The organism is Duganella sp. Dugasp78, from assembly GCF_059491455.1.
Genome location: NZ_CP168506.1, coordinates 1,312,979 through 1,325,445, shown reverse-complemented (window position 1 = coordinate 1,325,445; position 12,467 = coordinate 1,312,979). Strand labels below are relative to the sequence as shown.

At 67.4% G+C, this 12,467-nt stretch carries 9 protein-coding genes; 2 read left to right on the top strand and 7 right to left on the bottom strand.

Annotated elements, in window-relative coordinates:
• Positions 1–2 precede the first annotated feature (2 nt).
• The 3 genes from ACEN9O_RS05905 to ACEN9O_RS05895 all read right to left on the bottom strand — a co-directional run bounded on the left by ACEN9O_RS05905 (position 3) and on the right by ACEN9O_RS05895 (position 4,604).
• Positions 3–2,513, bottom strand: coding sequence for a TonB-dependent receptor plug domain-containing protein (locus ACEN9O_RS05905; protein ID WP_495616696.1), 2,511 nt, complete (start codon positions 2,511–2,513; stop codon positions 3–5).
• Between the two features lie 89 nt (positions 2,514–2,602).
• On the bottom strand, positions 2,603–3,412 hold the full coding sequence (locus ACEN9O_RS05900) for a LytR/AlgR family response regulator transcription factor (protein WP_495616695.1): 810 nt from the start codon (positions 3,410–3,412) through the stop codon (positions 2,603–2,605).
• A complete protein-coding gene (locus ACEN9O_RS05895; RefSeq protein WP_495616694.1) occupies positions 3,372–4,604 on the bottom strand; it encodes a sensor histidine kinase in 1,233 nt (410 codons plus the stop codon). Before ACEN9O_RS05895 ends, ACEN9O_RS05900 begins: the two co-directional genes overlap by 41 nt.
• Positions 4,605–4,679: 75 nt before the next feature.
• Between ACEN9O_RS05895 and ACEN9O_RS05890 the strand changes: the two genes are divergently transcribed.
• On the top strand, positions 4,680–6,659 hold the full coding sequence (locus tag ACEN9O_RS05890; protein ID WP_495616693.1) for a M13-type metalloendopeptidase: 1,980 nt from the start codon (positions 4,680–4,682) through the stop codon (positions 6,657–6,659).
• 17 nt (positions 6,660–6,676) lie between these two features.
• Here ACEN9O_RS05890 and ACEN9O_RS05885 read toward each other — a convergent pair whose 3' ends face one another.
• The 4 genes from ACEN9O_RS05885 to ACEN9O_RS05870 all read right to left on the bottom strand — a co-directional run bounded on the left by ACEN9O_RS05885 (position 6,677) and on the right by ACEN9O_RS05870 (position 11,748).
• Positions 6,677–8,182: a DUF3369 domain-containing protein gene (locus ACEN9O_RS05885; protein WP_495616692.1), complete on the bottom strand. Its 1,506-nt coding sequence runs from the start codon at positions 8,180–8,182 to the stop codon at positions 6,677–6,679.
• Between the two features lie 337 nt (positions 8,183–8,519).
• Positions 8,520–9,266, bottom strand: coding sequence for a DUF1828 domain-containing protein (locus ACEN9O_RS05880; protein WP_495616691.1), 747 nt, complete (start codon positions 9,264–9,266; stop codon positions 8,520–8,522).
• Entirely contained in the window at positions 9,232–9,705 is a 474-nt protein-coding gene (locus tag ACEN9O_RS05875; RefSeq protein ID WP_495616690.1) for a hypothetical protein, read from the bottom strand. Before ACEN9O_RS05875 ends, ACEN9O_RS05880 begins: the two co-directional genes overlap by 35 nt.
• A gap of 120 nt (positions 9,706–9,825) precedes the next feature.
• Entirely contained in the window at positions 9,826–11,748 is a 1,923-nt protein-coding gene (locus ACEN9O_RS05870) for a PhoX family protein (RefSeq protein ID WP_495616689.1), read from the bottom strand.
• 215 nt (positions 11,749–11,963) lie between these two features.
• Between ACEN9O_RS05870 and ACEN9O_RS05865 the strand changes: the two genes are divergently transcribed.
• Complete coding sequence (locus ACEN9O_RS05865) at positions 11,964–12,467, top strand: DUF3016 domain-containing protein (RefSeq protein ID WP_495616688.1); 504 nt, start codon at positions 11,964–11,966, stop codon at positions 12,465–12,467.

Here is a 12,467-nt window from a genome sequence, read left to right as displayed (position 1 = left end):
GGTTAGAAAGTGTAGCGCAGGCGGCCGTAGAAATACGCGCCGTTGACGCCGATGGGGTTGATGAAGTTGTACGGCAGCGCGCCGCCGTAGGTGGCGTTGTTGGTCTGGCGCACGCGCTCCGGATAGCGGTCGAGGATGTTGTCGCCGCCGACGGCCAGCGTCAATTGCTTGCTCAGCTTGACCTGCGCTTCCAGGTCGACCGACCAGACCGCGCCAAACGATTGCGCGTGCACGCCGTCGTCGAGCGGCGCGTCGCTGTCGTACGAGAAGTCCTTGAGCGCGCCGAAGCGGGTGGCGCGTGCCAGCAGGCTCCAGCGGGCGGCCTGCCAGTCGGCGCTCAGCACCAGCTTGCTGGTGGGCGAGGCGTGGCGGATGCGGTACAGGCTGGTGTCGGTCAGCAAGGTCAACGACGGATCGATGACGGCCAGCGCGGCCGAGCCCTGGCGCACGTGGTCGATGCGGGTCTTGTTCAGGTTGAGCGCGGCGTTCAGGTCCAGCTTGCCGCCGGCGAAGAGCAGGTCGTGGTTCAGCACCGCGTCCAGGCCGGTGGTGCTGGTGTCGAGCAGGTTGGCCAGGTAGGCCACCGACTGGATGTCGCTGCGGCCGATCGACGCCAGGTAGGCGGTGGCGGCGTCGCTCTGCAGGTCGCTGGTGCGGGTGATGCGGTCGCGGATCTTGATGCGGTAGGCATCCAAGGTGACGCTGGTCTGGCGTTGCGGCCGCCACGCCAGACCCAGCGACAGGTTGGTCGATTTCTCGGGCTTGAGCGCCTCGGCGCCGAAGCTGCGCGCCAGCGGATCGCTGGCCGGCAGCAGCGAGGCGGTCTGCAGGCCGCTGCCGTCGCTGTTGAAGTTGAGCGTGGAGAAGCGGAAGCCGGTCTGCACCAGCGCCGGCGCGCGGAAGCTGTTGGACAGGGAGCCGCGCAGCAGGAAGGTCTCGCTCAGCTTGTAGCGCGCGGACAGCTTGCCGGTGCTGGCGCTGCCGAAGTCGCTGTAGTCGGAGTAGCGGGCGGCCGCGCCCAGCAGTAGGCGGCTGGTGACGTCGCTTTCGAGGTCGGCGTACACCGAGTGGATCGAGCGGCTGCCGTCGAAGGCGTCCTGCGGGCGCAGGCCGGGGCCGGCCTGCGCGCCCGGCGGCGCGTCGACGATGGGGCCGGCCGCGTAGGAGGCGGCGTCGCCCGGCGAGCTGCGGTAGGTCTCGTGCATGTATTCGGCGCCCAGCGCGACGTTGAGCGGCGCGCCCAGGCCCAGGCCGAGCTCGCGCGTGAGGTCGGCGTTGAGCGCGTTCTGGCGGAAGTCGAAGCCGGCCAGGTGGAAGCTGGTCGGGCTCTGCGCGCCCAGCGAGGCGTTGGCCGAATGGTCGAGGTCGTAGCGGAACAGGTTGCCGCCGTGGCGCGCGCTCAGGTCCCAGTTCCAGCCGGCAGCGGCAAAGCGCGCGCCGGCCACGATGCTGGTGTCGCTCATGTCGCCCTTGGTCACCGGACGGTAGCCGGCAGGGTACAGCGCCGGCACGTTGGACGGGTCGCCCGGGTAGCGGAAGTAGGCGCTGCCGTCGGACTTGCGCTGGTTGACGGTGGCGAAGGAATACGCATCGACGCCGTTCGCCAACGGCAGCAGGGCGTTGTAGAACAGGTAGTTGTTGTTCTGGTGCGAGTCGCCGGATTTGAACACCACCTTGCCGTCCAGCGCCAGGTCGGCCGGGGTGGCATTCCACGAGGTCCAGCCGGCGTCGCTGAAGCCGGCGCGCTGGGTTGGCGCGCGGCTGCGGGTGTCGAAGCCGAAGCGCAGGAAGCCGGCGCCGCCCAGCGGCACGCCGTAGTCGGCGCTGGCGGTCTTGGTCTGGCCGTCGGTCTTGGTCTCGTGGGTAGGCTGGAAGTCGGTGTGGTTGGCGCCGTAGCCGAGCGCGGCCGAGCCGCCGCTGCGGGCGTTCTTCAGCACGATGTTGATGACGCCGGCCACGGCGTCGCTGCCGTACTGGGCGCCGGCGCCGTCGCGCAGGATTTCAATGTGGTCGATGGCGCCGGGCGGGATGGCGTTGACGTCGACCGGCACGGTGCCGGCAAAGCTGCTCTCGGTGTCGAGCACGGCGCTGGTGTGGCGGCGCTTGCCGTTGATCAGCACCAGCACCTGGTCCGGCGCCAGGCCGCGCAGCTGGATGCCGCGCACCGAGTCCGAGGCGCCGCTCGATTCGATGCGCGGGAAGTTGATCGATGGCGCCAGGTTCTGCAAGGCCGCGCCCAGTTCGCCGCTGGACAGGGCGTTCTCCACCTCGCGCTGGCCGAAGCGGTCGATCGGCACGGCGCTGTCGTACACGGTGCGGTTGCGCGCGCGCGAGCCGACCACGGTGACCTGGTCGATGGCGGGGGAGGCGGAGGCGGGGCTTGCGGCATCGGCGCCCCCCTGCTGGGCCAGGGCCGGCGGCAGCGCGGCCAGCAGCATGGCGGCGGCCAGCGCGCCGCGGCGTGGCGGTGGAAGGCGGCGGGGGAGGGCGTGCGGGGACTGGCTGCGTGGCATCGTGTATTCCTTGCGTGGGACCGGACTATGATCTTACTGGCAGATAATTCAGTTTACCAAGGACCTATTGCACATATGCTTATGCGGGCTCAGCCGCAGTGGGCGCGTACTTGCTGCACATAGCGTTCGCTGACGGCCACCTGGTCGCCGCAGCGCAGCGTCAGCACATAACTGCCGTCGCCCACCACGGCCAGCGATTGCAGCTGGTCGATGCGCACCACCGCGCAGCGGTGCACGCGCGCGTACACCAGCGGGTCGAGCCGCTCGGCCAGCCGGGCCAGCGCCATGCGGTGCAGGATGGTGCGGCCGGCCGTATGCAGTTCGACATAGTTGTCGGCGCTGCCGATCCACCAGACGTCGTCGAGCGCGATGCATTCGAGCTGGCCGACCGAGCGCACCGTCAGCTGCCGCAGGTAGCTCGGCTGGCCGGCGTCGCCGGCGTCCAGATAGGCCCGCACCGCGCGTCCGTACGGGCCGCGCTGGCGCAGCGCCAGCAGTTGCGCGGCGCGCGCCAGCGCCTGGCCAAGGCGGCGTTCGCTGCAGGGCTTGAGCAGATAGTCGAGCGCGTGCACGTCGAACGCTTCGATGGCGTGGCGGTCGTAGGCCGTCACGAACAGCACCAGCGGCGGCTCCGGCTGGCGGCACAGGTCGCGCGCCAGCGCCAGGCCCGACTCGCCGGGCATCTGTATGTCCAGCAGCAGCACGTCGACCGCGGTGGCGGCCAGCACGCTGCGTGCCTGGCGGGCGTTGGCGCATTCGCCGACCAGGCGCCAGCCAGGGTGCGCGGCCAGCGCGTGGCGCAGGTTGGCGCGCGCGCCGTCCTCGTCGTCGACGATCAGCGCGCGCAACGGTTGCGGCTCAGGCGGGTGCATGGTCGGGCAAGCGCAGGTGGACTTCAAAGCGGTCGCCCGCCGCGCCGGCCCGCATGGTGGCGGCGCCGCCGTAGGCCAGGCGCAGGCGGTCGGCGATGTTGCGCAGGCCGAGGCCGGCGCCGGGGTTGACGGCCGCGCCGGCGTGCATGCGGTTGCTGATCGCGATGGCGACGTGGCCGTCGGCGCGGGTGAAGGCGAGGTGGATGTCGCTGCCGCGTTCGTGCAGGTCGAGGTCGTGGCGCAGCGCGTTTTCCACCAGCGGTTGCAGCAGCAGCGGTGGACAGTCGCAGCCCAGCAGGCCGGCGTCGACGCCGGTGATGCGCAGCTGCAGGCGGGCGCCGTAGCGCAGCCGCTGCAGGTCCAGGTAGTCCTGCACGAAGCGCAGCTCGTCGTCGAAGCCCACCCATGCCACCTCGCCGGCGTTGAGCGCGTAGCGCAGCAGGTCGCTCAGGCTGTGCAGGCCTTCAAGCGCCACCTGCCTGTCGTCGTCGCGCACCAGCGCGACGATGGCGCCCAGCGCGTTGAACATGAAGTGCGGCTCCAGCTGGGCGCGCAGCGCCAGGCCGCGCTGCTGCTCCAGCGCCAGCCGCAGCGCCAGGCTGTCCGCCCGCGCCTGCGCGGCCTCGCGTACCCGCGCGCGGTTCTGCTGCCAGATCTTCAGCGCCACCACCGCGATGTAGACCGCCGTCACCGACGACACGCGCAGCGGCGACGCCACCTGGTCGATCGCGCCGAACAGGTCGGCGCCGCCGGCCGTGGCGGCCTCCTCGTCCCGTAGGTACAGCCGCGCCAGGAACATCAGCTGCAGCGGCAGGAACAGCAACAGCATCAGGCCGTAGCAGGCGGCGATGCCGGCCGGGCCGGCGATCAGGCGCGGCCAGCGGCTGAAGCAGGTGTACAGCACAAAGCTCAGCGCGGCCAGCACGGTCGAGCCCTTGCACGAGGTGACAAAGATCAGCCAGTAGCTGCCGTGCACGCCGTGCCGCAGGTCGTCGTTGAGCGAGGTCAGCGCGCCCAGCGCGCTGAGCGCGACCCACACCGCGAGGTTCAACGCGAACACCGCCAGCCCGCGCAGCCACCACGGGGCGGCGGCAAGGCCGGCAAGGCCGGCGGGGGGAGCGGTGAGGGGAGCGTTCATGGCGGCAAAGTATAGCAGCGCGGCGGCGGGGCCCGGCCGGCCCCGGCGGCCGTTGGCCACACGGCGCCGGCGTTTCGCCACAAGGGCTGCGGCACCGCGCGCCGCGCTGGGCATAATCGCCGGCGCTGTCCCCTCCATCACTACCAAGGATCTCGCATGAAACTGCCGTTCCCCACCGCGTTGCTGCTGGCCCTGGCCGCCGCCGGCGCGCACGCCGCCAGCCAGCCCGGCGACGATTTCTACCGCTACGTCAACGACGGCTGGAGCGCCGCCACCGCGCTGCCCGCCGGCGCCGGCGCCTGGACCGCCTATACCCAGCTGAACGCCGACAACGAGGCGCGCATGGCGGCCTTGTACACGGCGGCGCGGGACGCCGCCGATCCGGCCGTGCGGCGCGTCGGCGTCTACTACGCGGCGCAGATGGACGTGGCCGGCATCGAGGCGCGCGGCCTGGCGCCGCTGCGGCCGCTGCTGCGCCAGATCGCCGCGCTGGACGATGCCGCGGCGCTGGCCCGGTTCCTGGGCGCGCAGCTGCGCACCGACGTCGATCCGCTCAACCTGGGCAGGAGCGCCAGCGAAAACCTGTTCGGGCTGTGGGTCGGGCCCGGCCTGCACGACACCACGCACTACATGCCCTACCTGCTGCAGGGCGGCCTGGGACTGCCGGACCGCGGCTTCTATCTGGCCGACAACCCCGGCCAGAAGGCGGTGCTGGCGGCCTACCGCGACTACGTGGCCGCCATGCTGGAGCAGGCCGGCTTTGCCGACGCCGCCGCCAAGGCGGAGCGCATCGTCGCGCTGGAAACCCGCATCGCCGCCGTGCAGGCCACGCCGCAGGCATCGGCCGACCTGGCGCAGGCCGACCAGCAGTGGCGGCGCGACGAATTCGGGCGCAAGGCGCCGGGCCTGGACTGGCAGGCGTATTTCGACGCCGCCGGGCTGGCGGCGCAGCAGCGCTTCGGGGTCTGGCAGCCCGGCGCGGTGAGCGGCATCGCGGCGCTGGTGCCGGCCACGCCGCTGCACGTTTGGCGCGACTACCTGCGCTTCCATGCACTCAACCAGTCGGCGCGGTTTTTACCGAAGGCGCTGGCGGAGCGTTATTTCGCGTTCTACGATCCGCTGTTCCTGGGTCCGGGCGAGCACCTGCCGCGCTGGCGCCACGCGGTCAACCAGACCAACACGGTGGTGCCGGGCGCCGGACGGCTGTACAGCGAGCGGTTCTTCAGCGCGCCGGCGCAGGCCAGGGCGCGCGAGATCGCCGTCAACGTGGCGGCCGCGTTCGACCGCCGCATCGACCAGCTCAGCTGGATGACGCCGGCCGCGCGGGCCGAGGCGCACGCCAAGCTGCGCGATCTGCGCATCGGCGTGGCCTATCCCGCGCACTGGCGCGGCAGCGACGGCCTGGCGCTGCGCCTGGACGACGCGGCCGGCAACGCGCAGCGCGCCGAGGCCTACAACTACCGCTATGAACTGGGCAGGCTGGGGCGCCCGGTCGACCGCGACGACTGGATACTGGGCGGCGAACTGTTCGGCTATAACCGTATGCCGCTGCAGAACGCGCTGACGATACCGGTGGTGGCGCTGCAGCAGCCGTTCTTCGACGCCGACGGCGACGACGCCGCCAACTACGCAGCGATCGGCGCCAAGATCGGCTACTTCATCAGCCTGGCGCTGAACGACAAGGGCAGCCGCTTCGACGCGCAGGGCCGCGCGCGCAGCTGGTGGAGCGCGGCCGACAAGGCTGGCTACGACGGCGCGGCGGCGGCCCTGGCGCCGCAGTACGGCGCGTATCAGGCGCTGCCGGGGCTGCCGTTGAACGGGCAGCTGACGCTCGCTTCCAACGTGGCCGACCTGGCCGGCGTGCAGGCCGCCTACGATGCGTGGCGCGCGTCGCTCAAGGCGCCGCCGGCCGACGGCAAGGCGGCCGACCAGCGCTTCTTCAGCGCGTACGCGCGCAGCCTGCGGGCGCGCTACAGCGAGGAGGGCTTGCGGGACCTGGTCCAGGGCAGTCCGGTGCCGCCGTCCATGTACCGGGCGGCCGTGCTGCGCAACCTGGACGCCTGGCATGCGGCGTACGACGTCGCGCCGGACCAGGGCTGGTACCTGGCGCCGGCGCAACGGGTGCGGGTGTGGTGAGGTAGCGCCGCCGGCGCCTAGTCCGGGAAGCGCTCGTTGATGGCGACTGCCTTGTCGATGTTCTGGCACAACAGGTCGACATACACCGGATCGAGATGATGGCCGGCCACTTCGCGCAGATGGGCCACCACCTGGTCGATCGGCCAGGCTTCCTTGTAGCAGCGCTTGTGCATCAGCGCGTCGAACACGTCGGCCACAGCGACGATGCGCGCGTACAGGTGGATGTCGTGGCCCTTGAGGCCCTGCGGGTAGCCGCTGCCGTCGAACTTCTCGTGGTGCTGGTGGGCGATCACGGCGGCCGCCTTGAGGATCGGGCGCTGCGAGCCGTCGAGGATGGACAGGCCCACGGTCGGGTGCTGCTTCATGATTTCCCACTCGGCCGCGTCCAGCTTGCCCGGCTTGAGCAGCACGGCGTCCGGCGTGGCGATCTTGCCGATGTCGTGCATCGGCGCGGCATGGCGCAGCACGGCGGTCTCGTCTTCCGGCAGGCCGGCGGCCAGGGCCAGCAGGTGGCACACCTCGGACATGCGGCGCACGTGGTTGCCCGCCTCGTTGGAGCGCGATTCGACCACGTCGCCGAGGCGCAGGATCAGCTCGGCCTGGGTGTCGGTGATCTCCTGGGTCAGGAGGATGTTGTCGAAGGCGATGGCGACGCCGGAGCAGAACACTTCGAGCAGCTTGGTGTCGATCTCGGAGATTTCCTCGACGCCCTTGAGCACCAGCAGCGAGGCCTTGCCGCTGCTGTTGGGGAAGTAGCCGATGTAGGTGTCGCCTTCGACGCGCGAGATCTTGTTGCTCTTGGCGGCGTCGAGCTGGGCCAGCACGTCGGCGCTGAGCAGGGTGCCGTCCTCGTCGCCGATCTGGGCCAGGATTTCATAGTCGTTCTCGCCGCTGATGGCGGTGGCGCCGCGCAGGCGCAGCAGCATGCTGTGTTCCAGGCGCAGCAGCGCCACCACCTGCTGCAGTAGGCCGTTGGCGAAGTCCTTCAGGTTACGCTGCTGGAAGATGTGAGCCGAGGCGGCGATCACGCGCTCCAGGCCTTCGCGGTAGTTGAGTTGCTGGCGGCGGGCTTCCTCGACCTTCATGATGTCGCGGTAGGCGCGCAGCGCGGCGAAGGTGGTGGTGAACAGCTTGGTGCGGTCGAGCTCGGTCTTTTCCTTGTAGTCGTTGATGTCGTAGTTGACGATCACGCGCTCCTCGGGGGCCTGGCCGGGCTGGCCGGTGCGCAGCACGATGCGGGTGAACTGGTTGTCGAGGTCCTCGCGCATCCAGCGCGCCACTTCCAGGCCGCTGTCTTCCTTCTCCATCACCACGTCGAGGAACACCAGGGCCACGTCGGCCTCGCGCGCCAGCACTTCCTTGGCTTCGGCGCCGCTGTAGGCGTGCACGAAACTGAGGGCGCGGCCGTCCAGGCGGAAGCGGCTCAGCGTCAGTTTTGTGATGTCATGGATGTCCGGTTCGTCGTCGACCAACAGGACTTTCCAAGGCGCTAGCTTAGGCGAGGCAGAAGACAAAAAAGACATAGGGACGAGTTCCGCAAAATGGCACTGCTGACTGAATTTTTCGATTGTAGTCTTAACCACTGCTATTAACAACAGGCAACAAAAATTCCTGTTGCCTTGCACAACACTCCCGAGAGGTTTCCGGGCGTTCTGATTGTACGGCGCGTTCGACCGCGACGGCGCAGCGTTAGTCTTCTGTAACGCCTCTGTGCAGCCGAAACAATACTTCGTTTTTAGCAATATTGCTATCTTTGGGAGAAATATTTTGGTGGGATGTGCAACAAAGCGATTTCCTCTCCTTGGGCGGCGAAATTCTCCAGACGGTGTCTGGAGAATTTGGTCGGGATGGGAGAGCGGGTTAGTGAAGGGGAGTCATCAGGCCTGAAAATGCTTGCGTGCGCGCGATGGATGACAGTATTGCCATCTCGCTCTGAGCTCGGTGCGCGTCGCTGCGGTCGTCAACGATAATGAGTGTCGATACTTGATCGGCGAAAGGACCGTTAACGACATCGCCCACTTTCCTCATGACAGCACCGGTCGCCTGCGGGCTGGGTGAAATAATGTCGATGAGCTCAGTACCCTGCTGAAAATCGAATATGTGGTCCGTCATGGAGGCGCCGCGCACATGGACATGGCGGCGCAGTTGTATCCCCGGGCTGCGAGCGACAATATACGGCTCTGCCTCGGCAACCAGATCGTGTTCCTTGGGATGGTCTTTTAGTTGTTCACGTGCCCACTGGGCCACGGCCAACAGTCCCGTTATGCTCCTTGCAAACCCCCATGCGGCCTTTTGTTGTAACGCTAGCATAGTGAGGTCGCCCTTTTCGCTTAGTGTGATCCCATGCCCACAGACGACGTCGCGCAGTGCGCGCATTCTGGAATGATGAGCAAGGTCGATTCCCAGCGCCGACAAATGCGCCAACGTGTCGCCGTTATCGCTGATGAGGATGTGTTTTTCCCCTGCCTCCATGAGGTAGATATTAATTGCTGAACCGTCCGGGAGACTAAAAGGCGTTCCAATTCTCAGACCGTGGCTCCCGGTAATTCCGCGGACGGTTTTACAGTCATATCTAGTGAGCGTCTGGGCCCATTCGCAAGTCAGCATGGCTGCTCCAAAACGAAAGATTCAATATTGGTTCTCGATAAAAACCAGGACAAACTTGCCAATTATCGCAGTCTACGCTTGTCTCAGAGACCGCGTAAACTTCATCGTTTGGCAGGTGTTCGTGCGGGCCATAGATTGCGGTATCGCCGTTATGGCTGCGTTTATCACGCGGGCAGACTTCTAGTTGATAAATCCGCTGTCGACGGGAGCCCATTCGTTGAAAAATGGAGAATGTCATCAAGCAATCGCCCACTACGGTGGCGATGCGCAGCTCGATCTGGAGTGTCAAGCCGACGATGTAAATGCCCGCTGCGTCAGCAAGCAACGCAGTGCCCATGATCAGGCCACGATGATTTTCCTTCGGCCGAAAGCCCGACCAATTACGCGCGAGCTTCCTCTGCTGGAGTATTTGATTCACTTTGTCTGGTTCAAAGCGCATTGGGCATCAGATCAAGGTGGGGGATGGTGTGAGTTTAGCTCAGCGGGGACCTTTTTAGTGGAAATGAAAAAGCCCGCAAGGCGCTTGACGCGCGTTGCGGGCCGGGACAGCTGGGGTGACTTAGCTCAGGGTCGGCAGGCCGGTCAGGTAGCCGACGGCGGCGCCGAAGCGGTCGCGGTAGTTGGCGCGGATCAGCGGGTCCAGCGTCGGCTGCACCTTGCTGTGCAGCGCCGCCTCCCAGTCGCCCGGATGCTGGAAGTTGCTCATAATGTAGGCGAAGCCGTTCATGTCATCGACCGCGTGCAGGCCGGTCGACTCGGCGCCGGCCGGGGTCGACAGCACGCGCGTCAGCGTCTTGCTGTCGACGTTGTAGGCCCACAGGAAGTTGTTGACGTGCAGGCCGCTGTCCTCGCCGATGAACAGCGTGCGCAGTTTTTCGGAGAACTTGATGTTGTCCGGATTGGCGATCTTGTCCGGGTTGGCCAGGTTGCCCAGCGCGTCCGGCGCGGCCAGGTCCTCGCCCACCAGCGCCGGCACGGCGGCCATGTCGACCGGCACCCATTCGCTGTTGATGGCGGCGCCGGTGTCGTCCACCTGGCCGGCCTTCAGGTTCAGCGCGTACACGATGCCGGCGCTCGGGCCCTTGATCGCGATGCCGCCGGAGCCGTCCTTCATGGCGCCGTTGATGTAGCTCATCGCCGAATAGGCGATCTTGTCCTTGGCGTTGACGGTCGTGCCTTCCATCTTGGTGAAGCCCATGCTGCCGCCCTTGAGCGCGGCGTAGCGGTGGGTCTCCAGGAAGGCCGCGGCCTTCTCCTTGCCCGGCACGATCTTGATCCAGTTGGTCTTGCCGCTGAACGGGATCCTGGTGTACGTGGCGTCGGCCGGGTCGCTGGTCTTGGCGCTGAGGATGTCGGCCGCCTTGAGCGTGTCGGCCAGGGACTTGATCTCGGCGCTGGTGGCGCTGCCCAGCTTGATCCACGACAGCGAGGCCGAGCCGCCGTTGTCGGCGGTCTTCTGCGCCCACTTGGCCACGTACAGGGTGCCGCTCGAGAGGTCCTGTGCCTTGTCGGCGACGAACATGAACAGGCCGCCGTTGGTGGCGTCGTCGCCCATCAGCGCGGTGCGCTCGTCCGGCATCACCTGCACCAGCTCGTGCGAGATGCGGCCCATGCAGTAGTGCTTCTTGATGCTGCCGGTGCCGTCCGGGTTGACGGTGATCTCCGGCAGGTGGCCGTAGTGGTAGGGGTTGGCCCTGGTGGCGTCGCCGAACAGGTTGGTGCTGAAGCTGGCGAACTGGGTGTTGCTGGCGATGGTGGTCGCGTCCGGCTCGTACTCCTCGCTCGACAGGTGGGTGTTCCACGGCGAGCGGCTGGCGCCGCAGGTGATCCACAGGCCGTTGACGCCGGCCGTGTTGACGTTGTGGTACTTGACCAGCGACAGCGCGCCGGTGGCCGTGTCCTGGTCCAGGGTCAGCACCGCGATCGGCGAGGGCAGCATGCCGTACATCGAGTCGCCCTTGACGTTGCGGGTGGTGTATTCGAACTGCACCACGGCGAACACGGTGTTGCCCTTGACGCCGGCCACGGTGGGCGCGGCCAGCTTGAGCAGCGAGGTGCCGTCCGGGCAGTCGGAGAAGAACTGGCGCTGGGCGGCGTCGGTCTTGTCGACGATGGGCTGGTTGTTGATGTCGTAGTAGCCGCCGGCCAGTACGGTGCCGCCGCTGCCGTTGGGCACGTTGGCGCCGGTGATGAAGAAGGTCTGGTAGGCCAGCGAGTAGGGCTGGGTCTTGCCGTCGGAGTAGCTCAGGTTCAGCGTCGAGCCGACCGTGGTGGTGGCCATGGCGGCGGCATTGGCCAGCGACGGCGCGGCCATGCCGGTGAAGGTCACGGACAGCAGCTGCGGCGCCGGTGCGGCGCTGTCGCCGCCACCGCAGGCGGCCAGCAGGGCGGCGCTGGCGCTGCCGCCGGCCAGCGGCAACAACGGCGAGCTGGACAAGAATTTGAGGAGGCTGCGGCGGGACAGATCGAGAGACTCGGTCATGGGATAAATCCTGTTGTGAGTGGCCGTTCCATGTGCCGCGCCGGGCGCGGCATCATGCGAGGTGGTGGCTGCACCTCGACGGGCGCAATATTAATGATTTGATATGACAGGGGCGTGACATCGGGCCTGGGTAATTCGGTAACAAAGCGTCTCAAAGCGGGCCCGCGCCGGCGAAACGGGCTATATTGAAAGCATCCACCGTGAAGGAGAAGCAAATGCGCGTACTTACCCGTACCCTCACCCGTACCATGCTGGCCGCCGCCCTGGCGCTGCTGGCCGGCGCCGCCTGGGCCGACGTCAGCGTCAGCTACGTCAAGCCGGACGACTACACCGACGTGCCGCGCAACGCCATCGACCGCGAGCGCGTGCTGAAGGATTTCAGCGACTATTTCGCCAGCTGGAACAAGAAGCTGCCGGCCGGGCAGAACCTGAAGATCGAAGTGCTGGACATCGACTTGGCGGGCCGCATGTGGCCGCGCCGTCACGGCGGCGAGGACATCCGCGTGCTCAACGGCGGTGCCGACTGGCCGCGCATGCACCTGCGCTACTCGCTGGAGCAGGACGGCCAGGTGCTGCGCAGCGGCGACGAGCAGCTGTCGAACATGAACTACATGCAAACCCTCAGCCGCTACAACGACAGCGACACGCTGCGCTACGAGAAGCAGATGCTGGACGACTGGTTCAACAAGGCCATCGTGCCGAAGATGGCGAAGCGCTGA